This window comes from Stenotrophomonas sp. Iso1, assembly GCF_027497995.1.
In the GTDB taxonomy this organism is placed as follows: Bacteria; Pseudomonadota; Gammaproteobacteria; order Xanthomonadales; family Xanthomonadaceae; genus Stenotrophomonas.
On record NZ_JAODBT010000001.1, the window covers coordinates 1,845,049 to 1,867,712 of the forward strand.

Annotated in this window: 24 protein-coding genes; 8 read left to right on the plus strand and 16 right to left on the minus strand. The window is 62.6% G+C overall.

Features of this window, described 5'->3' with window-relative positions; translation table 11 throughout:
* Positions 1-252 precede the first annotated feature (252 nt).
* Positions 253-2,424 (minus strand): M3 family metallopeptidase, encoded by a 2,172-nt coding sequence (locus PAN08_RS08135; RefSeq protein ID WP_269790932.1) that lies wholly within the window; start codon positions 2,422-2,424, stop codon positions 253-255.
* Positions 2,425-2,570: 146 nt separating this feature from the next.
* On the opposite strand from PAN08_RS08135, the gene PAN08_RS08140 reads away from it, so the two are divergent.
* On the plus strand, positions 2,571-3,053 hold the full coding sequence (locus PAN08_RS08140) for a glutathione peroxidase (protein WP_269790933.1): 483 nt from the start codon (positions 2,571-2,573) through the stop codon (positions 3,051-3,053).
* 60 nt (positions 3,054-3,113) lie between these two features.
* Here PAN08_RS08140 and PAN08_RS08145 read toward each other — a convergent pair whose 3' ends face one another.
* The 7 genes from PAN08_RS08145 to sigJ form a co-directional block, all read right to left on the minus strand.
* Positions 3,114-5,528 carry an AAA family ATPase gene (locus PAN08_RS08145; protein WP_269790934.1) on the minus strand — a complete coding sequence of 805 codons (2,415 nt, stop codon included), beginning with the start codon at positions 5,526-5,528 and terminating at the stop codon, positions 3,114-3,116.
* Positions 5,529-5,642: 114 nt separating this feature from the next.
* Complete coding sequence (locus tag PAN08_RS08150; RefSeq protein ID WP_269790935.1) at positions 5,643-6,428, minus strand: ferredoxin--NADP reductase; 786 nt, start codon at positions 6,426-6,428, stop codon at positions 5,643-5,645.
* Positions 6,429-6,591: 163 nt separating this feature from the next.
* Positions 6,592-8,454: an ABC transporter ATP-binding protein gene (locus PAN08_RS08155; RefSeq protein WP_269790936.1), complete on the minus strand. Its 1,863-nt coding sequence runs from the start codon at positions 8,452-8,454 to the stop codon at positions 6,592-6,594.
* Between the two features lie 78 nt (positions 8,455-8,532).
* Positions 8,533-8,850: a BON domain-containing protein gene (locus tag PAN08_RS08160; RefSeq protein WP_269790937.1), complete on the minus strand. Its 318-nt coding sequence runs from the start codon at positions 8,848-8,850 to the stop codon at positions 8,533-8,535.
* A gap of 112 nt (positions 8,851-8,962) precedes the next feature.
* Complete coding sequence (locus tag PAN08_RS08165; RefSeq protein WP_269790938.1) at positions 8,963-9,607, minus strand: trimeric intracellular cation channel family protein; 645 nt, start codon at positions 9,605-9,607, stop codon at positions 8,963-8,965.
* 80 nt (positions 9,608-9,687) lie between these two features.
* Complete coding sequence (locus PAN08_RS08170; protein WP_269790939.1) at positions 9,688-10,137, minus strand: carboxymuconolactone decarboxylase family protein; 450 nt, start codon at positions 10,135-10,137, stop codon at positions 9,688-9,690.
* A gap of 36 nt (positions 10,138-10,173) precedes the next feature.
* Positions 10,174-11,070, minus strand: coding sequence for an RNA polymerase sigma factor SigJ (gene sigJ / locus PAN08_RS08175; protein WP_269790940.1), 897 nt, complete (start codon positions 11,068-11,070; stop codon positions 10,174-10,176).
* Positions 11,071-11,296: 226 nt separating this feature from the next.
* Between sigJ and PAN08_RS08180 the strand changes: the two genes are divergently transcribed.
* The 3 genes from PAN08_RS08180 (at position 11,297) to PAN08_RS08190 (ending at position 14,016) form a co-directional block, all read left to right on the plus strand.
* A complete protein-coding gene (locus PAN08_RS08180) occupies positions 11,297-12,814 on the plus strand; it encodes a fumarate hydratase (protein ID WP_269790941.1) in 1,518 nt (505 codons plus the stop codon).
* A gap of 78 nt (positions 12,815-12,892) precedes the next feature.
* The gene (locus PAN08_RS08185) at positions 12,893-13,210 is read left to right on the plus strand and encodes a hypothetical protein (protein WP_269790942.1); all 318 of its coding nucleotides are present in this window, start codon (positions 12,893-12,895) and stop codon (positions 13,208-13,210) included.
* Positions 13,211-13,380: 170 nt separating this feature from the next.
* Complete coding sequence (locus tag PAN08_RS08190) at positions 13,381-14,016, plus strand: glutathione S-transferase family protein (RefSeq protein ID WP_269790943.1); 636 nt, start codon at positions 13,381-13,383, stop codon at positions 14,014-14,016.
* 92 nt (positions 14,017-14,108) lie between these two features.
* On the opposite strand, the gene PAN08_RS08195 is transcribed toward PAN08_RS08190, so the two are convergent.
* On the minus strand, positions 14,109-15,218 hold the full coding sequence (locus PAN08_RS08195; RefSeq protein WP_269790944.1) for a sterol desaturase family protein: 1,110 nt from the start codon (positions 15,216-15,218) through the stop codon (positions 14,109-14,111).
* A 197-nt stretch (positions 15,219-15,415) separates the two neighbouring features.
* On the opposite strand from PAN08_RS08195, the gene PAN08_RS08200 reads away from it, so the two are divergent.
* Complete coding sequence (locus tag PAN08_RS08200; protein ID WP_269790945.1) at positions 15,416-15,949, plus strand: DsbA family protein; 534 nt, start codon at positions 15,416-15,418, stop codon at positions 15,947-15,949.
* A gap of 53 nt (positions 15,950-16,002) precedes the next feature.
* On the opposite strand, the gene arsC is transcribed toward PAN08_RS08200, so the two are convergent.
* From arsC to PAN08_RS08215, 3 genes are all read right to left on the minus strand, one after another.
* Positions 16,003-16,353, minus strand: coding sequence for an arsenate reductase (glutaredoxin) (arsC, locus tag PAN08_RS08205; RefSeq protein ID WP_269790946.1), 351 nt, complete (start codon positions 16,351-16,353; stop codon positions 16,003-16,005).
* A gap of 4 nt (positions 16,354-16,357) precedes the next feature.
* Positions 16,358-17,485: a phospholipase A gene (locus PAN08_RS08210; protein ID WP_269790947.1), complete on the minus strand. Its 1,128-nt coding sequence runs from the start codon at positions 17,483-17,485 to the stop codon at positions 16,358-16,360.
* 126 nt (positions 17,486-17,611) lie between these two features.
* The gene (locus tag PAN08_RS08215; protein ID WP_269790948.1) at positions 17,612-18,097 is read right to left on the minus strand and encodes a DUF456 domain-containing protein; all 486 of its coding nucleotides are present in this window, start codon (positions 18,095-18,097) and stop codon (positions 17,612-17,614) included.
* Positions 18,098-18,329: 232 nt separating this feature from the next.
* Here PAN08_RS08215 and PAN08_RS08220 point away from each other — a divergent pair, with 232 nt between their 5' ends.
* Positions 18,330-18,539: a cold-shock protein gene (locus PAN08_RS08220; RefSeq protein WP_057631916.1), complete on the plus strand. Its 210-nt coding sequence runs from the start codon at positions 18,330-18,332 to the stop codon at positions 18,537-18,539.
* 77 nt (positions 18,540-18,616) lie between these two features.
* Here the strand turns inward: PAN08_RS08220 and PAN08_RS08225 are convergent, their stop codons facing one another.
* Together PAN08_RS08225 and PAN08_RS08230 are read right to left on the minus strand one after the other, a co-directional pair.
* The gene (locus tag PAN08_RS08225) at positions 18,617-19,105 is read right to left on the minus strand and encodes a glycine zipper 2TM domain-containing protein (RefSeq protein WP_269790949.1); all 489 of its coding nucleotides are present in this window, start codon (positions 19,103-19,105) and stop codon (positions 18,617-18,619) included.
* Positions 19,106-19,215: 110 nt separating this feature from the next.
* On the minus strand, positions 19,216-19,647 hold the full coding sequence (locus tag PAN08_RS08230; protein WP_269790950.1) for a hypothetical protein: 432 nt from the start codon (positions 19,645-19,647) through the stop codon (positions 19,216-19,218).
* Between the two features lie 76 nt (positions 19,648-19,723).
* On the opposite strand from PAN08_RS08230, the gene PAN08_RS08235 reads away from it, so the two are divergent.
* Positions 19,724-20,551, plus strand: a complete 828-nt coding sequence (locus PAN08_RS08235; protein WP_269790951.1) for a tRNA threonylcarbamoyladenosine dehydratase — start codon at positions 19,724-19,726, stop codon at positions 20,549-20,551.
* Here the strand turns inward: PAN08_RS08235 and PAN08_RS08240 are convergent.
* Both PAN08_RS08240 and PAN08_RS08245 read right to left on the minus strand, forming a co-directional pair.
* Positions 20,538-21,308: a TatD family hydrolase gene (locus PAN08_RS08240; RefSeq protein ID WP_269790952.1), complete on the minus strand. Its 771-nt coding sequence runs from the start codon at positions 21,306-21,308 to the stop codon at positions 20,538-20,540. The genes PAN08_RS08235 and PAN08_RS08240 overlap by 14 nt on opposite strands.
* A 3-nt stretch (positions 21,309-21,311) precedes the next feature.
* Positions 21,312-21,536: a DUF6116 family protein gene (locus PAN08_RS08245; protein WP_269790953.1), complete on the minus strand. Its 225-nt coding sequence runs from the start codon at positions 21,534-21,536 to the stop codon at positions 21,312-21,314.
* Between the two features lie 155 nt (positions 21,537-21,691).
* Between PAN08_RS08245 and PAN08_RS08250 the strand changes: the two genes are divergently transcribed.
* A complete protein-coding gene (locus PAN08_RS08250) occupies positions 21,692-22,519 on the plus strand; it encodes a glycine zipper 2TM domain-containing protein (RefSeq protein ID WP_269790954.1) in 828 nt (275 codons plus the stop codon).
* The last annotated feature ends 145 nt before the right edge of the window (positions 22,520-22,664 follow it).

Sequence of the window (22,664 nt, forward strand, 5' to 3'; positions counted from 1 at the left end):
CTTTTCCCTCATCCGCCCTTCGGGCACCTTCTCCCGTAAACGGGAGAAGGGATGGCGCCGTGGCTTCGGATGCAGACAGAGTCCGGATGCACAATGGCTTGCGGCAAAGGCGAACAACTCACTTCTCCCGCCTGCGGGAGAAGGTGCCCGAAGGGCGGATGAGGGCCGCTCCAGCCTTAGCTACACACCGCTCAAAAGAAAACGCCCGGCAATCGCCGGGCGTTTTCATTCAATCCACGTTCCTAAGAACGCTTAGTTGCTGGCCGCGCCCGTGGTCAGGCCACGCTTTTCCAGCAGCGGCTCGATCTGCGGCTCATGGCCGGCGAAGTTGCGGAACAGCTCCATCGCATCAACGCTGCCGCCCTTGGACAACAACGTCTCGCGGAAACGATCGCCATTGGCGCGGGTCAGACCACCGTTCTCGCGGAACCATTTCTGGGTGTTGGCGTCCAGCACTTCCGACCAGATGTAGGCGTAGTAGCCGGCCGAATAGCCGCCCATGATGTGGCTGAAGTACGTGGTGCGGTAACGCGGCGGAACCGGCGCGTAGTAGATACCGTCCTTCTCCAGGGCAGCGCGTTCGAACGTGAGCACGTCGGCCGGCGCCGGCACGTCCTTGACGCCGATCTGGTGCCAATTCTGGTCCAGCATTGCAGCACCCAGGTACTCGGTAGTGGCGAAGCCCTGATTGAACTTGGCCGCGGCGATCACCTTGTCCAGCAGCGTCTGCGGCATGGCCGCGCCGCTTTCGTAATGCTTGGCGTAGTTGGCCAGGATGGTCGGTTCGTCGGACCACATTTCGTTGACCTGCGACGGGAACTCGACAAAGTCACGCGGCACGGCGGTGCCGGCGAAGTACGGGTACTTCACGTTCGAGAACATGCCGTGCAGCGCGTGGCCGAACTCGTGGAAGGTGGTGGTTACTTCGTCCCAGGTCAGCAGGGTCGGCTTGCCGGACGGCGGCTTCGGGATGTTGAGGTGGTTGGCCACCACCGGCAGGTCACCGGTCAGGCCCGACTGCGAAACGTAGGCGTTCATCCACGCACCGCCACGCTTGGACTCGCGTGCATACGGGTCGAAGATGAAGATCGCCAGCTGGCTGCCGTCTTCGTTGAATACGTCGTAGACAGTCACGTCAGCGTGGTAGACCGGCAAGTCGGTGCGCTGCTTGAAGGTCAGGCCGAACTCCTTGCCTGCGGCAAAGAACACGCCGTCTTCCAGCACCTTCGTCATCTCGAAGTACGGCTTGAGCTGCGATTCGTCGAAGTTGTACTTGGCCTGGCGAACCTTCTCGCTGTAGAAGGCCCAATCCCACGGCTGCAGTTCGAAGGTCGGTTTGCCGGCGGCCTTCTGCTCGGCGTCGATCATTGCCTGCAGGTCGCCCGCTTCGCGCTTGGCGTTGGCCACGGCGGCTGGTGCCAGCTGGCCCAGCATCGCGTTGACGGCTTCCGGTGTCTTGGCGGTCTGGTTGCCCAGCGAATATGCGGCGAAATTCGGGAAACCCATCAGTGCGGCCTTTTCGGCGCGCAGGGTCATGATGCGCGAGACCAGCGCGGTGTTGTCGTACTCACCGCCGCGGCTGCCACGCGAAACCGAGGTTTCGTAGATCTTCTGGCGCAGCTCACGGTTGGTCAGGTTGGTCAGCGACGGCTGGCCGGTGGTGTTGAGCAGGGCGATGACGTACTTGCCATCCAGCTTGCGGGCCTTGGCGGCTTCAGCGGCAGCAGCAATCTGCTCGGCCGACAGGCCATCCAGCTGCTTCACATCATCGACCACGATGAACGAGCCGTTGACCTCGGCCAGCACGTTCTGGCTGAACTTGGTGCCCAGGTTGGCCAGCTCGGCGTTCATCGCCTTGAGCTTGGCCTTGTCGGCGTCACCCAGCTTGGCGCCGGAGCGGACGAAGTTGTCGTGATACTTCTCGACCAGGCGCAGGCCTTCTGCATCCAGACCCAGCGTGGCGCGGTCGTTGTAGAGCTTCTCGATGCGCTGGAACAGCTTGCCGTTGAGGTTGATGGCGTCGCTGTGCGCAGCGAACTTGGCCGAGTAGTCGGCCTGCAGCTTCTTGCGCGTGTCGTTGGTGTCCGCGCCGATCAGCGAGAAGAACACGGTGGTGGCGCGGTCGAGCACGGCGCCGCTGTTCTCCAGCGCGATCAGGGTGTTCTCAAAGGTCGGAGCGGCCGGGTTGTTGGCGATCGCTTCAACTTCCTTCAACTGCTGTGCCATGCCCGCATCAAAGGCCGGTGCAAAGTCGGCGTCCTTGATCTTGTCGAACTGCGGGTAATGCAGCGGCAGGGGGCTCTCGGCGAAGAACGGGTTGGCCTGTTCGGCCGACTGGGCGGCAGCGGCGTTTGCGGTCACGCTGTAGGCCGGCAGGGCAAGGCCCAGGGTCGCGGCGAGGGCAAGGGCGAGGCGTGTGTTCAAGACGGAAGCTCCGTGAAAATGCTGATCGCGAAGATTAACCCGCGCGCACGGGCTTCCGGGTGTGTCGAAGGGCATGGTTGCAATGGAAAACACCGTACCTGACGGGGGTGATGGCGTACGCTTACCACACTGTCCAGGAGCCTGCCATGACCACTGCATTCGACTTCAAGATCACTGCGCTGGACGGCCAGCCGCTGGATCTGACGGCCTACGCGGGCAAGGTGCTGTTGGTGGTCAACACCGCCTCCAAATGCGGTTTCACCCCGCAATACGAAGGATTGGAGCGGCTATGGCGGGAATTGGGTCCACAGGGGCTGGTGGTGATCGGTTTCCCCTGCGACCAGTTTGGCCATCAGGAGCCGGGCGAGGCGACGGATATCCAGGCGTTCTGCGCACTCAACTACGGAGTGAGTTTTCCGATGTCGTCCAAGGTCGAGGTCAACGGCGCCAACGCGCACCCATTGTGGCAGTGGCTTAAGCAAGAGAAGCGCGGCGCCTTGGGCATTGGCGCGATCAAATGGAACTTCAGCAAGTTCCTGATCGGCCGCGACGGGCAGGTGCTCAACCGCTATGCGCCGACCGCCAAGCCGGAATCGCTGGAAGACGATATCCGGTTGGCGTTGGGCTGAGAATTCGGTTTCCCACGCACCGGGCCATACCGGCACCGGCGTAGTGAGGGGTGTTCCCGATCAGGCGGTAGTGGCGTAAGTAGCGACTTCGTCGAGCAGATCCTGATGCTGGACCTGCACCTTGGTTGGGTCGCCGTCCTGCATCATTGCCCGTCGCAATGCGCGGCGGGTGGCTGCGGTGACCAGCGACTGCAGGTCGCGCCCGGATTTGCCATGCGTGGCAGCGGCCAGATCATCCAGCACATCATTGACGGCGAAGCCCAGCGGCTTGCCGGCCAGCTGCAGGCGCAGGATAGCCGCGCGCGCCGCTGCATCCGGCAGGCCGATCTGGATCTTGCGTTCCAGCCGTGAGAGCAGGGCGCTGTCGATACTGTCCACATGGTTGCTGGCAGCCAGCAGGAACACCTGGCCCTTCCTCGTTGTCACGCCGTCCAACTCCTGCAGCAATTGGGCGACGATTTCGGCGTTGAGCTTGTCCGAACCATTGCTGCCGCGGGGCGGGGCGATGGTGTCGATTTCATCCAGGAACAGAATGCACGGTGCCTGCGCGCGCGCCGTTTCGAACAACTGCTTGACCCGCGCACCGCCATCGCCAATGAACTGGCCTTTGACATCGGTCGACGATGCCGAAATAAACGACAGCCCCGACTGACTGGCAAGCACGCGTGCGATCTGGGTTTTGCCTGTGCCGGGCGGGCCGTACAGCAGGATGCCGCGAGGCACCGGGATGTTCATCTTGGCAAGCTCTTCGGCGTGCAGCAGTTCCTTGCCCAGGCTCTCGAACTCGTTGCGGGTGGACGTCGGCAGGATTACGTCGTCCCAGCCCAGCACTTCCACCGAGGCTGAACTCTTGCCGCGCAAGCGTGCGATGGCGGCGCTGAAGTTCTCGTGCGACGGGCGCCCGGCCGGATGCGTGGCAACCACGCTGGTGACCAGGGTGGAAAGGTCACGCCCGGACATGCCAGAAGTCTCGCGGATCAGTACGTCGGTCACCGGCAGTGCCAGCTGTGCCTTGTCGAACTCGGCCAGCAGGATGCGCTCGCGCGCGGTCGCATCGGGCGCCGGCAGCTCGATGGATACGGTGAAACGCGACAGCACGGCGTCGTCGATCATCTCGCGGCGATTGGTCGCGCCGATGACCAGAACATTGCCGCCGCATTGGTTGAAACCGTCCCATTCGGCGATGAAGGTTTGCACCAGCTCGTTGCCGAAGTTGTCGGTATCGCGGCTGCCACGTCGGGCGAAGGCGCTTTCACATTCATCCACGAACAGGATGGTCGGGCCCTTGCTGCGTGCGCTGTCCCAGATTTTTTTGACCTTGGGCCCGGTGTGGCCGATGTGCTCGCCTTTCAGGTCAGCAATGGTGAGCGCCACGAAATTGCAATTCACGTGCTGCGCCAGCTTGCGCGCGATCAGGGTCTTGCCGGTGCCCGGCGGCCCCCACAGCAGCATGCCTTTGGGCAGCGGCGGGGTGCCAGCGGCAAAGCGGTCTACCAGCTTGATCACCTGCTCCAGGGTTTCTTCTGGAATAGCGACGTCCTGCCAATTGGCTTCCAGCTTGTCCAGCGAGGCCAGCCGGCCCAGTAGTGATTTCTGCACCTGCAACTCACGCTCATACGGCGCGCTGAGCTGTTGCAGGTCCACGATGGGCTGAGCGAACGGTGCCAGTAGCGGTGCCAGTTCGACCGCCAGTGGGCTCCACACCGCGGTGTGATTGTCCGCATTAGCGCTCAGTCTCAGATAGCCGGCGGACTGGCCGTTCAATGGCAGGCGGATGAAAAGATCAGGGTCTTTGTCTGTCGCCAGGTCGAGGCTCAGGCCGACCATCACCGCGTTTGAGTTGTCATGCTTTTCGGAGAGCTGCCAGCTCAGACCGAGCTTCTCCACCGAAGGCGCCGGTGCCCGCACTACCGGATAGGGATGCGTTCGGCCGTCCTCATGCTTTTTGCCAAAGGCATTCAATTGCAGCTGCCGCTTGCCCAGTTCGTTGATCGACGCCAGCGCACCCGCGGCGTTGCGCTTGGACAGCGAGCGACGGCCCAGCCACACCAGCCCGGCATAAAGCATCAGCCCCGGCGGAACGAGCACGCTCAGTGAGAACAGCAGGCTGACCGGGAACGGAAGGCTGTAGGAATAATGGCGATACAGCTCACGCAGCGGGCTGTAGAACAGCAGGCTAGCGATCAGCACCAGCCAGAAAACAGTGCGGAAGCCGCCCTTGCCCAGTGTCGCGCTCAAGCTCAGGGCCGGGCCCCAGGTGCCTTTGCGGCCGTTGTCCATTGCATCGCGGCGGGCTTGCGCCAGCCCCTGCTCGAACGCGGGACGCATGGTTTGCGCAGCCTGGCAGGCGGCGGGGTAGGCCGCACCGAGCGCCTGTTTGGCGGTCTCGGCACGTTGTTGGCATGACGCCAGTTCTTGAAGCAGCACGGTGCGCTGTTTGTCGATGAAGCTGCTGCGTGAAGTGCTGGAACTCATGAATCCTAACCCCTGAACTGAAAACGGCCGGATCATCATGATCCGGCCGGTAAGCTAAACGATCAGAGCGGTGCTTCAAAGCAGCGCGCTGTAGGTGAATTCCCTACAGGGCAGTTATTTCTCGACGAATGCGCGCTCGAATACATAGTGGCCGGGCGTGCCAATCCGCGAGGAAACCTGGAAGCCGCGCGCATCCAGCACGCTGCGCAGGTCAGCCAACATCTGCGGGCTGCCACAGATCATGAAACGGTCGTTGGCCGGGTCCAGCTGCGGCAGGCCGAGGCTCTGCTGCATGAGGCCGGTTTCCATCAGCGTGGTCAGGCGGCCCTGATTGGGGAAGGGTTCGCGGGTGACGGCCGGGTAGTACAGCAACTTGTCACGGACGATATCGCCGAGGATTTCATCCTCCGGCAGTTCCTTTTCAAAGTAGTCGCGGTAAGCGAGGTCCTTCTCGAAGCGCACGCCGTGGCAGACGATCACCTTGTCGAAGCGCTCGTAGGTTTCCGGATCTTTGACGATGCTCAGCCACGGTGCCAGACCGGTGCCGGTACCCAATAGATACAGATGCTTGCCAGGGTGCAGGTCGCTGATCAGCAACGTGCCGGTGGGCTTCTTGCCGACCAGTACCTTGTCGCCCGGCTTGAGGTGTTGCAGGCGCGAGGTCAACGGGCCTTCCTGCACCTTGATGCTGAAGAAGTGCAGTTGCTCTTCCCAGTTGGCGCTGGCAATGGAATAGGCACGCATCAACGGTCGGCTGCCTTCTTCGTTTTCAAGGCCGATCATCACGAACTGGCCGTTGTCGAAGCGGAAACCGCTGTCGCGGGTGGTGGAGAAACTGAAGTAGGCGTCCGTCCAGTGACGGACTTCAAGCACCGTTTCGGCGCCAAAAGCGGAAGACATGCCGTGGTTCGTTATATGGATGACCGCGCCATTCTATCCGATCCTGATTAAATGGGAATGAATCTCATTTGCTGGGGTCGTCACGGCGGAACTGCGCTCCGCTGGGGCTGGCGGTGAGCCGATGCCGAGCATGGCTCGGCGCTTCACGGTCAGCGCCGTGGTTTCAGCGGTAGCCGGCGGCCTGCAACTCGAACAGCTCAGCGTAGCGGCCGCCCTCGATCATCAGCTCCTCGTGGGTGCCACTGGCCTCGATGCGCCCGTCGGCAAGCACCAGGATGCGATCGGCCATGCGTACCGAGGAGAAGCGGTGCGAAATCAGCACGGCAGTGCGGTTGTCCGACAGCTCTTTGAAGCGCTGGAACACCTCGAACTCGGCCCGCGCATCCAGCGCGGCGGTAGGTTCGTCCAAAATCATCACCTGCGCATCGCGCATGTAAGCGCGAGCGATGGCGATCTTCTGCCATTGGCCGCCGGACAAATCCACGCCGGTCTTGAAGCGGCGGCCGATCAACTGGTCGTATCCGGCGGGCAGGGTATCGATGACCTCATCAGCCAGCGCGCGACGGGCGGCATTCTGGATACGTGTTGTGTCCTGCATGGACTCGACCAAGCCCACACCGATGTTTTCGCCGGCGGTCAGGTGGTAGCGCACGAAGTCCTGGAAGATGACGCCAAGGTTGGCGCGCAGGTCGTCCAGGTCGTAGTCGCGCAGGTCGCGACCATCGAGCAGGATGCGGCCTTCGTCCGGGTCGTACAGGCGTGCCAGCAACTTGACCAAGGTGGTCTTGCCGGCGCCGTTTTCGCCAACCAATGCAATCACCTCACCGGCCTGCAGCTGGAAATCGAGATGGCGCACTGCCCAGCGTTCGGCATCGGGATAGCGGAAGCCGACGTTCTCGAATACGAACCCCTCGCGAATGGGGCGCGGTATTGCCACGGCGTTTTCGCGCGAGTGGATTTCCGGCTTGATCGCAAAGAACGAGAACAGGTCGTCCAGGTACAACGCTTGGCTGGCTACCTGCGAAAAGCCGGTCAACAAGCCTTCCAGCAGCTGACGCAGGCGCATGAAACTGCCGGACAGAAACGTCAGGTCGCCGATGCTGAAATCGCCGCGAATGGTGCGCCAGGCGATGTAGGCATAGGCGGCGTAATAGCCCAGCGTGCCGAGTGCGGCGAGCAGCGTGCCCCACACCGCGCGCTTGCGGGCCAGCGCGCGGTTGGCGCGGAAAAAACGTTCGGACAGCAACTTGTAGCGGTCAATCAGGAACCGGTGAAGGTTGAAGATCTTCACCTCCTTGGCGGTTTCCACGCTGGCGCCGACCTGACGCAGGTAGTCGAGCTGGCGACGCTCTGGCGTCCAGCTGAAGTTGAGCGTGTACCCCAGTGCATTGAAGTGCGATTCGCCGACGAATGCCGGGATCAACGCCACCGCTAGCAGCAGCATCAACCACGGGGCATACATCACCAGGCCGGCGGCGAAACTGATGACGGTGATGACATCCTGTGCCTGCCCGAACAGCTGGCTCATCAGGCTCATGCGGCCCATGGTCTGGCGCCGCGCACGGTCGAGCTTGTCCTGCAGTTCCGGGTCCTCGAAGTCCTCCAGGTCCAGCTCGGCGGCGTGTTCCATCAGGCGCACGCTGGTGGCGTTGGTGAACAGCTCCGACAGCAGCGAATCGGCGTAGTTGACCATGCGTCCGAGCAGGTCCGAACCGATGGCGATGCTCAGTTCCAGCAACAGCAGTTCGAGCAGGGTATTGAGGTGGCCGCTGGACAACGCTTCGCCCAGCGGCGGCATGCCGCCGGCACCGGCCAGGCGCACGGCCTCATCGATAATCAGCTTGCCCACGTACAACATCGCCACCGGCATCAAGGCGCGGATAAGACGCAAGCCCAGGCTGGTCATCGTCAACACGCGGCTGGTCTGCCATACCTGTCGCAGGAAGGGCGGCAGGTTGCGCATGGCGTTCATGCGTTCGCGCAGGCTGGGTTGCGGCTTGGCGGGTGCAGCGGAGGGGTGCGGCATGGGCGGCTCAAACGGCGGGGTGCGTGTTCAGGGTAACGGCAAGGCGTGATGCATCAATGGGGTGGTGCCGCGGCAGTCTCAGCCGTCTTTGTCCAGATCGATGTCGCCCATTTGCGCATCGTCGCGGCCGTCGGGATTGTCGCGCACGGCTTCGCCACGTGCGCCGAACGAACTGTTTCCCGAATCGACATGCAGATGGCTGCGGACATCACGCACGCCCTGAATGCCGGCAATGAGTTTTTCGATATCCAGTTTGGCTGTGGTATCAGGCACGTCGCCGGAGAGGGTCACTGTTCCGTCCTTCACTTGCACCAGTACCTGCGAGGACTGGCTGTGCTGGCCCAGCGTGTGTACGACTTCATCGGCAATCAGGGTGTCGGAGCGTTCTGCGGCCATTGTGATCTCCAGCGGAAGTGGAGCCTGCACGATGGCGCAGACGCTGTGAGTGTGACGTTACCCAGGCTGTGGGTGTGTCGAGCCGTTGTCGGTTCCACGGTTCAAGCCGCTTCTACGAGCGCGGACCTTCCGGTGGTGACGGATCGGATGACTGCAGTGCCACCGGCAGGTGCCAGCCATAGTGCATCGCCATGATTCGCAGGCCGAAACACAGCCCGGCACCGGCCAAGGCGCAGGGCAGCGGCGGCAGGCCCAGCCAGTAACCGATGGCCACAATCGACGCGCCAGCCAATGCGGCCACGGCATACAACTCGGCCTGCAGTACTAGCGGTACCTGCGCCAGCAACACATCGCGGGCGATGCCGCCGCCGACGCCGGTCAACATGCCCAAAGCGGCTGCCATTGGCGGATCGATGCCGTAGGACAACGCCTTTTGCGTGCCGGCCACGGCGAACAGTGCCAGCCCCATCGCATCGAACATGCGCACCGGGTACTGCATGCGCTCGATCAACGGCGCCCAGAAGAAGGTCACCACGCCTGCCGCCAGGGTGATGGCCGGATAGCGCCAGTCGCTGATGGCGGCCACCGGGGTGGCCCCGATCAGCAGGTCACGGGTGATGCCGCCAGCCAGTGCAGCCGCGAACGACAGCACCAGCACGCCGAAGATATCCAGCCGACGGCGCACCCCCATCGTCGCCCCGGACAGGGCGAAGACGAAGGTGCCAATAAGGTCGAGGATCAGTACCAGGGTTCCCATGCGGCCTATTGTGCGGCCTGTCCATGGCTGCGGCCATCGGTCCGGTCCGGCGTGGATGCCGCAGGACCAGACCGACCTGCTTACGGCAGTGGCGGCAGCAGCCCGGCGCCGAGGCGATTCCAGGCATTGATGACGGCCACGGCCATGCTCAGGTCACTGATGCCTTTTTCGTCGAAGTGCGGTGCCAGTGCCTCGAAGGCGGCATCGGAGGGGGCGCCGTCCGGCAACCGGGTGAGGGCTTCGGCCCAGCCCAGAGCGGCGCGTTCGCGTGCATCAAAAAATCGGCTTTCGTGCCAGGCAGGCAGCGTGTCGAGCTTGCGCGGTTCGATACCGGCCTTGCGCAGCGCGGTGCCGTGCATGTCCATGCAGTAACCGCAGCCGTTGATCTGGGACACGCGCAGGAACACGAGTTCCATCAGGTCATGCTCGAGCGAGCTGTCATGCACAGCCTTGCTGGTGGCCAACAGGCCCTTGAAGGCGTCGGCAGCCAAGCGGGTGTAAGCGACACGGGGAGAAGCAGCAGCTGACATCGGGGGTCTCCTGGCGACCGGAGTGGTCGCGTTTCATTACAAGGACGCCTCAGCGTCGGCAGTCGTGACAAGCCGTGGCAATTTATTTGGATTGAGCACGCTGTACAGCGCGACGATGCGGTCGTCGACAACTTCGACGGTGGTGAAGGACGCCAACCTCCCTCCGGCAAAGCGCAGGATCGCCAACTCGCCGTTGACGTATCCCAGCTGCGCCGGCAATGCCGCGCCACGGCGCGCGATGGCCCAGTACAGCCGGCCGATGCGTTCGGCGCCCTGCAGCGGCCGCACCGTGGCGGTGACGACGCCGCCACCGTCGGATATTTGTGTGGCATTGGCGTGCAGCAGGGCCTGGATGGCCTGGCTGTCGCCGCGTTGGGCGGCGTCCATGAAACGCGCCAACAACTGCCGGTGCTGATCCGGAGCGGCCCGGAAGCGGGGGCGTCCTGCCTGCAATCGCTGCTTGGCTCGGTGTACCAGCTGCCGGCAGTTGGCCTCGCTGTGGCCGATCAGCTCGCCGATCTGCTGATAACTGTGGTCGAAAGCCTCCTTGAGCAGAAACGCAGCACGTTCTTCCGGCCCCAGTTGTTCGAGCAGGGACAGGAAGGCGACGGAAACTTCGTCAGCCAGCGCGAATGCCTGCGCGGGATCGGTGCTGGTGTCCGCTTCCAGGCTGACTTCCAGTGGTTCGGGCAGCCACGGGCCGACGTACTGCAGGCGTTCGCGCTTGAGCGCGCGCAACCGGTCCAGACCAAGCCGGGTGGTTGCGGTGATCAACCACGCTTCGGCGTCGCGGATGGCGGTTGTGTCGGTGTTGGCCCAGCGTAACCAAGCGTCCTGGACCACGTCTTCGGCATCGGCGCGACTACCGAGCAGGCGGTAGGCCAGGGCCAGCAGGCGGGAGCGGTGAGTCTGGAAAGTGATATCGGCGTTCATGTGGGAAGGACGTGCCAAGGCGGGCTGGCGTGACGGGTGACGCCTACTTTGCCGCAACCTTTCTGGCAGCGGCATATGCCCTGTGTGGGGATGATCTTCACGGGCTTCGGCTTCGCGGCTTTTGCCGCTGCGGTAACCGCCCCTACAAAGGTAGGAAGCACGGTCCGTCGGCAAGGCGTAAAATGGCCGGCTGAACCCCCGCCAGCCTTCAGCAAGCGAGCAAGCCGTGACAACGATCAAGCAGGAAGACCTCATCCAGTCCGTCGCCGACGCGCTGCAGTACATCTCGTACTACCACCCGGTCGACTACATCAAGAGCCTCAGCGCTGCCTATGAGCGCGAGGAGTCGCCGGCGGCCAAGGAGGCGATTGCGCAGATCCTGATCAACTCGCGCATGTGCGCTGAGGGACATCGTCCGATCTGCCAGGACACCGGCATCGTCACCGTGTTCCTGGAAATTGGCATGAACGTGCGTTGGGACGACGCCACGATGGGCGTGGAAGACATGGCCAATGAAGGCATCCGTCGCGCCTACGCCTATCCGGACAACAAGCTGCGCGCCTCGGTGCTCGCTGACCCGGCGGGCAAGCGCACCAATACCAAGGACAACACTCCGGGCGTGGTCAACGTCAAGGTGGTGCCGGGTAACACCGTGGACGTGATCGTCGCGGCCAAGGGCGGCGGCTCGGAAGCCAAGAGCAAGTTCGCCATGCTCAACCCGTCCGACTCCATCGTCGACTGGGTGCTCAAGACGGTGCCGACCATGGGCGCCGGCTGGTGCCCGCCGGGCATGCTCGGCATTGGCATCGGCGGTACCGCCGAGAAGGCGATGCTGCTGGCCAAGGAGTCGCTGATGGAGCCGATCGACATCACCGATCTGCAGGCCCGCGGCGCGTCCAACCGTGCCGAAGAGCTGCGCTTGGAGCTGTACGAAAAGGTCAACGCGCTGGGTATTGGCGCGCAGGGCCTGGGTGGCCTGACCACGGTGCTGGACATCAAGGTCAAGGATTTCCCGACCCACGCTGCCAACTTGCCGGTAGCGATGATCCCGAATTGCGCCGCCACTCGCCACGCGCACTTCACCCTGGATGGCAGCGGCCCGGTGATGCTGGATCCACCGTCGCTGGAAGACTGGCCGCAGATCACCTACGACTCGTCCAAGGGCACCCGCGTCGACCTCGACACGATCACCCCGGAAGAAGTCGCCAACTGGAAGCCGGGCCAGACCCTGTTGCTCAATGGCAAGCTGCTGACCGGCCGTGACGCTGCGCACAAGCGCATGGTCGACATGCTCAACAAGGGCGAACAGTTGCCGGTCGATCTGAAGGGCCGCTTCATCTATTACGTCGGCCCGGTCGATCCGGTGCGTGACGAAGTGGTGGGCCCGGCGGGCCCGACCACAGCGACGCGGATGGACAAGTTCACCCGCCAGATTCTGGAGCAGACCGGTTTGTTGGGGATGGTCGGCAAGGCCGAGCGCGGTCCGGCGGCGATTGAAGCCATTCGCGACAACAAGTCGGCTTACCTGATGGCGGTTGGCGGCTCGGCTTACCTGGTGTCCAAGGCGATCAAGGCCTCCAAGGTGGTGGGCTTTGCCGACCTGGGCATGGAAGCGATCTACGAGTTCACCGTGCAGGACATGCCGGTGACCGTGGCCGTGGATTCCACCGGTGAGTCGGTACACAAGACTGGCCCACGTGAATGGCAGGCCCGCATCGGCAAGATTCCGGTGGTGGTTGAGTAAGCCGCACGCGCTTCACTGGTGACCAGACAACGGCTCGGGCTATGCTCGAGCCGTTGCTGTTTTCGGGGGAGAGGTTCGATGCGTAGTTTCCAGTGGATGATGGTTCTGATGCTCGCGTTGCTGCTCGCCGGTTGCGGGAATGGCGGCTGGCGCGACGCCCCCAAAGATGACCCGGCCGCCTGTGTAAATTACTGTCAGAGCCGCCACCAGGACTGCAACGCCAACCCGCGAAGCTACGGCGATTGCGGCGAAGCGAACAAGAACAACCAGTGCGACAAGATCACCAATCCCGAGCTGCGTGGCGCCTGCCAGACTTCGCAGGCTTTCTGCCAGAACCGCTCCGCCGCCGCAGTTTGTGGTGAGCGTCTCAGCAACTGCATGGCCAGTTGCAATTAAGTAAGAAGGAAAGGCGCGGCGGCGTTGGGCTTGAGCGACGTTTCAGCCCATCCGGAACGTGGCATTGCCCGGTGGATCACTGCTCAGAATCTGTGCGTCCGGGGGCATCTCTGCCCACGATTGCATGCCGACGTCGCTAGAATACGGCTCTGCCCGCACGAGAGCCGCTCATGTCCGTTGTTCTGTATGGATCGCAAAGCACTGCCTCACTCGTTGTGCATTGGCTGTTGATTGAGCTAGGCATAGAGCACCAGCTGCATCAGCTGGATTTTGATCGCAACGAACAGAAGTCGGTAGCGTACTTGGCCATCAATCCAGCCGGCCGCGTGCCGACGTTGTTGATGGACGGCCAGGTGTTGACCGAGTCGGCCGCTATCGCGATGCATCTGGCTGACGTGCACCCGCATGCCGGCTTCGCACCCGTACCGGGCACGCCAGCACGCGGTGATTACTACCGATGGATCTGCTTCTGCGTTTACACCTTGATGCCTGCATATCGGAGCTGGTTCTACCCGGATGAACCTGCCGGCCAGGCCAATGTCACCGAGGTCCAGCAGCGTGCCCGCGTGCAACTGGAAACGGCTTGGCAGCAGATGGCTGATCACCTCGCTGTGAAGGGGCCGTATGTGCTCGGCGAGGAGCTGTCAGTCGTGGATTTCATGCTGACCATGTTGATGCGCTGGAGTCGCAATATGCCGCGCCCGAGTGACAGCTGGCCGGCGCTGGCCGCACATGCCGCGCGGATGAAAGCGCGTCCGGCGTTTGCCGAGGTCTATCGACGTGAAGGCATCACGGACTGGGCGTGACGCGGATGATCACGCCCTTCTCGCGAGGATGAGGAGGGCAGTTCGCGGATCGCCGGTTCCGGTCGAGATTCGGCATCCAAATTCCGCTTAACTCAATCCACGTGATCCTCAAACTTCCGTCCGCCCTGGAACGGCATCAAGTGCTGTTTGATGATGCCGTTTGGCACCGTCTCCAACTTCATCACGCCATACTCCTGCGGCCACTGCGCTTGGTCACGCGGTAGCTTGAACGTGCCCATCAACATGTCCACCAGTGGCAGATGGATGGCGTAGTTCACGTCTACATATTCCTGTTGCCGTGCATGGTGCCAGTGGTGATAGCGCGGTAGCACCAGCAGGTATTCAAGCCAGCCAAAACGGATGCCGAGGTTGGCATGTGCCAGTACCGCCTGCAGGCCAACCAGGATCACGTAAGCGTTCACTGCTGGCGTCGAGAAACCCAGAATCAGCAAGGGCAACAACACTGCGCTGCGGGTCATCACAATCTCGACCAAGTGGATGCGCGAACCCGCCAACCAGTCCATATGGCGGCTGGAGTGGTGTACAGCGTGGAAGCGCCAGAGCCAAGGGATGTTGTGATATGCGCGGTGCAGCAGCGCCTGTGCCATGTCTGCGACGAACACCGCGATCAGAAACTGCGCCCACACCGGCAACGATTGGATCGCCATTTTGAGTGACGGAAATGCGGCCAGGCCCGCAATGGTCGACGTGGATGCCGTCACCAGGATCAGGATGAACTGCACCAGCACATGGCTCATGAAGAAGTAGGCCACGTCGGTGCGCCAGCCGGAGCGTAGTGGCGATAGCATGCGCTTGCCCAGGTAACGTTCCAGCGGCACAAACACCAGCGCCGAGAAAAACAGCGACAGCACGAACCAGTCCAGCCCCAGCGAATAGGGTGTCTGTCCAACGCCGTCAATCTGCACATTGGTGCCGCCCAGAAGCACCGCCAGCGTCGCGCTGCCAACGCCGATGGTGGCGATGCGTTTATTGCGGTCACGCAGGATGGCAGCCGTTCCCATGATGAACGCCGCCGCCAGACCCGTCAGCAGCAGATGACGGGCGAAATGCTCGTTGTAGACCGCGCGGAACTCGCGGCTGGTCAGCAGTTCCGGGAAGTGGAAACAGGCCACTGCCATCAGGCTCAACAGCCCCAGCAGTGCTGATCCATAGGCGAAGAACGAACGGTGTTGTTGGGCCATGCGCGGACTTCCTGTCTGTGACCGAGGGATTCTGCCTGTCGGCGCGGCCCTCTGAAAGCCCCAGGGCATGGGGGTCACGCTGGGCATCCATGCGTTTCACACTGGCTGCGCAGGCCGCGGCGTACGCTGCATCAAGCAACGGAGACGGTGGTTCAGGCCGCGCCCGACGCTCCAATCCGTTGTCTGGGAGTGCGCTGATGGCTGTCCTGAGTGTTGCTGCAAGCAAGAATGACCATATCCAGGGAAGCCTGGGCGCGCCGGTTGTGCTGGTGGAGTACGCCGACTACCAGTGTCCTCAATGCGGTGAAGCCTTCTCGTTGGTGCAGCGTTTGCGGCAGCGGTTTGGTGATGCGCTGTGCGTGGTGTTCCGCAATTTTCCGCTGGTGCAGTCGCATCCGCAGGCATTGCCGGCAGCGATCGTGGCCGAGTATGCCTCCGTCCACGGGCAGTTCTGGCCGGCGCACGATGCGCTGTTCCGCAGCCAGCAGCAGTTGGGCGAGGTGGTCTACCGCGAACTGATGCGCGAGTTGGGCCTGTCCGGGGACGAAATGATGGCGGCGATGGATACACCGGCTCACATGCAGCGCATCCAGGGCGATATCGAAGGCGGCGTACGCAGTGGCGTGAAAGGCACACCGACGTTCTTCGTCAATGGCGAGATATTCACGCCGCAGAGCAGCTTCGAAGAGCTGTACGACCGTATCAACGCGGCGGTTACTCACGCCGTCTGACGCGCACAGGGCGCGCCATTGACGTGCCCTGATGTGCAGCCGCCTGGTTGGGATCAATCCAACAGTGAGTGGACAGTTTCCGGTGGTCGGCACAGCGCTGTGCCTTTGGCCGTGCGCACGATCGGGCGGTTGATCAATGCCGGATGCGCAGCCATGGCGTCGATCAGTGCCGCTTCATCGTCGAGCTTCTCGGCCAGCCCCAGCTCGGCAAAAACAGCTTCCTTGGTGCGTAGCAAGTCGCGGGCAGGCAGGCCCATTTCTTTCAGTAGCACCCGCAGCTCCGCTGCTGAAGGCGGGGTGTCGAGATAGTTGATGACCTCGATGTCGGCACCCGCTTCTTGCAGCAAGGCCAGGGCGCCGCGTGAGTTGGAGCAGCGGTTGTTGTGCCAGAGGGTTGCTTTCATGCGCTTAGAACCACTCCAGCAGGGACACGCCCACGCCGATGTAAGTGGCGCGATGGTTGTAGTCGATCATGCTTTCACCGTAGCCATCGAACACCTGCACGTGGCCACGCAGCAGGTTGTTGATCGGGAAGCCGTAGTCCAGTTGCACCGAGCCATGTGCCCGGTCACCACTGCGCAGTGAATGACGCCCCGTCAGCGCCAGCTCGTGGCCTTTGTGGTTGTAGACCAGGGTGGCGTCGCCACGGCCGATGTAATCCTCGATGTCAGGGTTGTTGTCTTCGCTGCGGCTTTCGGGGATGCGGTACCAAGGGCGCAGCATGATGGCCCAGTTCTCGCGGTCCAGGCCCACATTGAAGATCACCCGGTTCCAGCTGCGCGACAGTGGGTCGCTGCGGCCATTGGACTGGTGGTTGAGGCTGATGCCGGTCATGCGTCCATTCCAGCCGAACAGCGAGTAACCGTTGCGGAAGGTCAGCATCACCTCGGGTTCGTAGTTGGTCTCCCGGAATGGCCGTGACAGTTCGCTGTTGTAAGCCTGCCAACGCGAGCTCTGGGTATAGCCGACCCAGATATCGCCGTTGTCGCCGAACAGGTTCTCGGTGACCTTGGTCTTGAAGCTGAGCTGGAACTTCAGCTCGGTGCCGTCCAGTTCTTCCGGCGCGGTGACGGAGTTGTTGGGGTTGGGCGAGTGCGGCATCACATTGGGCTTGCTGCTCCAGAACGCCGGCAGCAGGTACACCGGCTTATAGGCGCGCAGTTGGAACAGGCCCAGTTTGGAGTCCTTGGCCAGCTCCCAGCGGCTGTCCAGCAGCGAGCCGCGGCCGGCATTGGCCGCCAACGAATCCAATTCGTCATGGGCAAACAATTCATTACGGCGGGGATTCTGCTCATCCAACGCTTTGGCTTCCTTTCGAGCCATGAGCGCGGCACTGGCAGCGGCGTCGGCGGCGCGGGTATCGGCGGGGCCGCGGCCCAATGCCTTGTCGTAGCAGGCCAGCCGGGCGGCATCAAAATCCAGGGCGAAACAGGCCTCCGGCGAGGCTGGCTCGGGAGCAGATTCCTGGGCAAATAGGGGGCTGCTGGTGCCACCCAAGGCGATCAGCAAGGCGTAGTGCAGGGGCGTATTTCGCATGGTGTGCATCCGGTCGCTGGAGGGGCCGGGCCGTGCCGGGGGCAAGGAGTGCCCCGGCGCGACGTAATGGCTTTGAGGGGATTGTCGGCGATTGCCCCGTGGAGGGGGAGTCGTGATGCAGCCAGGTCACATGAACCAGGCTGCCGCGAACAGGCCAATCATCGCCATGGCCAAGCCCAGTTTGAGTGCCACGCCCAACACGATGCCCAGCCAGGTACCCAGACCGACCTTGGTGGCCTGGCCCAGCTTGCGCCCGTGCAGATACTCGCCAAGCAGCGCGCCAGCAAAGGGGCCGACAAACAGGCCGATGGGCATGAAAAATAACCCCACTACCGTACCGATAGCCGCGCCCAGTAGGGCCATTTTGCTGGCCCCCACCTTCTGCGCGCCGATCACCGTGGACAACACGTCAACCACCATCGAGATGAGGGTAAGCACACCCAGCACCACCAGCGGCAGCCAGCCGACCCGTTCAAAACCCTCGGTCCAGGCCGCGACCAGCAGGCCAATAAACACCAAGGGCACACCGGGCAGGGCAGGCAGGATGATGCCGGCGAAACCGACGATGACCAGTAGGGCGGCGATCAGATAAAAGATGAATGAATAGTCCATGTTGACTCTGAGGAAGGACGAATAGGGGTTGACTTTATTGTCTCACCGCGATTGCAATTTGATTTGCCTCGGGTTAAGTTGCAGCCGCTGAGCTTGGCAAGGTCACCGTGAATCGTGGCCTGATGGGTAGATCGAATGATTTGCTGCATCGTTGCACCTCGCTTCCTCCTTGCAATCAGCCGCCTTACGGGGCGTTCCATCAAACGAGAGAGAGCACCAGGGAGTTAGTGAGATGTCCGATCGCGAAACCGGTACCGTCAAGTGGTTCAATGATGCCAAGGGCTTCGGCTTCATCAGCCGTGAAAGTGGTGAGGATGTGTTCGTGCACTTCCGCGCCATCCAGTCCGATGGTTTCAAGAGCCTGAAGGAAGGCCAGCAGGTCACCTTCACCGTCGTCCAGGGCCAGAAGGGCCTGCAGGCGGACGCTGTGCAGCCGGTCTGAGAAGGCCCGCTGCAGCAGAACAAAGAAAGGCCCGCGCAAGCGGGCCTTTCTTTTTGCCGGAGGGCAGGGCTGCCAACTCAGCGCAGCACGACGCGACCGTTCACCACGCGAACGTAGGTGTTCTCGCGGATGCCGCCCAGATCCTTCTGGTTGACCATGATCACGCGGCCGTCATCCATGCGTACCTGGATGTCATACGAGTTGCCGGTCACGTTCTGCTGGACCTTGTTGCCGGCCAGTGCGCCACCGACAGCGCCTGCCACGGCAGCGATGTTCTGGTTGCCCTTGCTGCCACCGGTATGGTCGGAGATTTCATGGCCAGCAACGGCGCCCACCAAGCCGCCAAGAATGGCGCCGGTAGCCGTGGGTGCGGTGCGGCCGGAAGCGACAGTGTTGATGCGAGTGACGATGCCGCAGTCATTGCAACGGTTCTGGTTGTAGCCGTTGTCGTAATTGCCGCCGCTGTTGCCGCCATAGTTGCCGCCGTTGCTGTAACCCGGGGAAGTGGCGCAACCGGCCAGGGCCAGGCTGGCAATTGTGCCTACGGCGATCAGTCGAATCTTCATGAGTGTTTGTCCTTGCCAGATGAGGATGACGGTATGAGGGCATACCCGTCGCGAAGATCGTGTCGTTTTTCATGTGAATGGAGGGCCAACCACATGTTCAGAACCTGTACTTACTTGAAATCCTGGTGACAGGCCTTGCAGTCGCTGCCGATCTTCTGGGCCATGACCGCCAATGCTGCACAGTCTGCTGGGGGCTTGGCCAGAGCATCGTTCAACGTGGCGCGGAAGCGGCTGGCGTGCAGTTGGAAGCGCTGGTCGTCACGCAGGCTGGGGAATGCCGTTTCCAGATCATTGGACAGCGCGCGCAGGGTCTGCAGGCGCGGCGTGGTGTCGTTGATGGTGCAGCGGTTCTGCTTCTGGCTATCGCTGAGCAACTGCGCCTGCTTGGCCATCACGGTCATCAGGCTGCCGGGGAAGTGATCCTGGCGGGCCTGCAGGGCGCGCATGCCCATCACCGTGGTCACCCCGCCGATCAACAGCCCGGCGATGAGAACAAACAGATAACGGGAGGCTTTGGACGGCGGGCGGACGGGGTCGGTCATTGCGTTGGCTCCGGAGGCTACGTGGCAGTGAGGGTGTGATGTTCGCGCATTATGCCGTCAAGGCTAAAATGCGCCGATGAAAGAACAACTGCGTGAGCGATTTGCCGGCGTGGACCGGCTGTACGGGGCGGGCACCATTGAGCATCTGGCCAACTGCCGGGTGGCGGTGGTCGGCATGGGGGGGGTGGGCTCGTGGGTGGTTGAAGCCTTGGTGCGTACGGCCGTCGGCCACCTCACCCTGATTGATGCTGACGACATCTGTGTATCCAACAGCAACCGGCAGCTACCGGCGATGGTTGGCCAGTATGGGCGCAACAAGGCGCTGGCGATGGCCGAGCGTTGCCGGGCGATCAATCCGGATGTGGACGTGGATGCGGTGGAGTCGTTCCTCACCACCTCCAACATGGAGCAGCTGTTGGACCGCGGTTTCGATCTGGTGATCGACGCCTGCGACAGCTTCCGGGTGAAGGTGGAAACCATTGCCTGGTGCCGCCGTCGCAAGTTGCCGTTGCTCACGGTGGGTGCTGCCGGCGGGCGTACCGACCCGACGTTGGTGCGCGTTCGCGACGTGTCGCGTACTGAGCATGACGCGATGATGGCCTTGATCCGCAAGAAACTTCGCAGTGAGTTCAATTTCCCCAAGAACGCGCAACGCTACTTCGGCGTGCCGGCGGTGTATTCGCTGGAGAACGTGAAATACCCGCAGGCCGACGGCAGTGTCTGTGGCGTGCGGCCGAACTTGGGCCCGGATGAAGCGATGAAGCTCGACTGTGGCGCAGGCCTGGGCGCAGCCACGCACATCACCGGCGCCTTTGCATTCGTCGCGGTAGGCAAGGCATTGGAGATGTTGCTCAAGAAGCGGGACGCCACGCCGGCGGCACAAGGCCGTTCTACAGCGGCGTGAGTCCAAACAGACGTCGTGCGTTGGCGGTGGTTTGCGTGGCGATTTCTTCGGGTGTTTGGCCGCGAAGTTCGGCGACGGTTTCCAGAATGACGGCCAGACGCTCCGGCTCGTTGCGTTGGCCACGGATGCCGGCATCGGGTTGGTCCGGGGCGTCGGTTTCCAGCAGCAGGTATTCCAGCGGCATCTGTGCCACCAGGGTGCGCAGTCGGTTGGCGCGCGGGTAGGTCAACGGCCCACCCAGGCCGATCATGAAGCCCAGGTTCCACAGTTGCCGCGCCTGCTCCGGACTGCCAGAGAAGCTGTGCACCACGCCGCGCAGCGGTCCGGTTTGACGGATGCGCTGGATCACCTCGTCCACCGCACGCCGTGCGTGAACTATCAGCGGTAGTTGGTACGTGCGCGCCAGTGTCAGTTGCCCTTGGAAGAAGAAGCGCTGGCGTTCTGGGTCGAGATCCTCGACAAAAAAGTCCAACCCGCATTCGCCGATGGCGGTTGGTGACTCGCGCTCAATCCATTCCTGCAGCAACGGCAGGTGCTCAGGGCGGTGCTCGGCCAGGAACATCGGGTGCAGGCCGTAAGCTGGATGCAGTCCGGGAGCGGAGGCGCATACGTGCTGCAGTTTGGGCCAGCTGGCGGCGGTTACCGCCGGGAGGACCTGATGTCGTACCCCGGCGGCGTGGGCCCGGGCCAGCACGGCCTTGCGGTCGATATCGAACGCATCGGCATCAAGGTGGCAATGGCTGTCGACCAACTGCACGGATCAGGGCTTTCGGGGCAAAGCGGGCGGATCGGTCGCAGGGTCCTTGCGACGCTTCCAGTTAGCCAGTAGCACGGTGCTCAGGCCAAACAGGATTTCGTCGAGGAACGGCAGCGGATCGGGCAGCAGCATGCTGACTGCGAACAGGGCTGCAGTGATCTTGAACAAGGTGGGATAACGCAGCTTGCGCGCCCAGTTCAGGAACGGCGTCAGCATCATGGTCGACATGGCAAATCCTGTTGTAGGGAGGACCAACAGGCGTGATATTGCGACGGTCAGGGCGATTTCGATAGATGGCTGCCAGAGATACTGGCCTCTGTTCAGCTTGGTCGTGCTGGAATCGCCCCATATCAGAACGCGGCCAAGCCGCTGGGAGCCCGCTTATGAAGAGCACTACGACAACCATCCTGGTGGCAACTGGCGCTTTGCTGGTGGGCGGTATTGCCACGGCCGCCTTCATGCAGGGCCGCGATAAAGCCACCACGCTGCCGGCCACTGAAACGCCGGCCCCGTTGGTGGACGGCGCCTTGCTGGGCGGCGACGCAGCCACCGATGCGCTGGCGGCAACCGGCAACAAGCTGGAATACGCCGACGTGCTCAAGGTCGCTCCGGTGACCCAGAAGGAGCGCATCTACGGCACCGTGACCGGTAGCGACCCGATCCGCGAAACCTCCAGTACCAGCACCCCGCACGAGGTCTGCGAAGACGTGGCAGTGCAGGAGCGCCTGCCCGAGCGCGACGGCAATGTCGGCGGCACCGTTGCTGGTGCGGTGATTGGCGGCCTGCTGGGCAACCAAGTGGGCGGCGGCAACGGCAAGAAGGCGGCAACCGCTCTGGGCGCGGCCGCAGGTGGCGTGATTGGCAATCAGGTCGACAAGCGTCACGTGGGTGGCCGTGTGGTCAACCGCACCGAGCGCCAGTGTCACACCGAGCAGCGCACTGCGGAGTCCAGTCGCGTCACGGGCTACAACGTCACCTACCGCAAGCCGGATGGCAGCACCGGAACCATGCGCACGGACAACAAGCCGGGTGAGCGCGTGTCATTGGGCAATGCTGACCAGACCATCGGTTACGACGTGACGTACCGTTATGACGGCCAGGAAAAGACCGTGCGCATGGACAACCGTCCGGCCAGCGATCGCCTGCCAGTGTTGGATGGCCAGATCGTGACCCAGACGGCTGCGGCTGATGGCAGCAGCAACCGCCAGTAAGTGGCGTTGTCTGATGGAAAAGTGGAAGGCCGGCGAAAGCCGGCCTTCTGCGTTTTTGAGTGAGGGTGCGTGGCAAAGCAGCTGCCCCCAGTTCTCCCCTTCGCTTCGTAAGAAGAAGGGGCGCATCGCCACTGCTACAACCGTC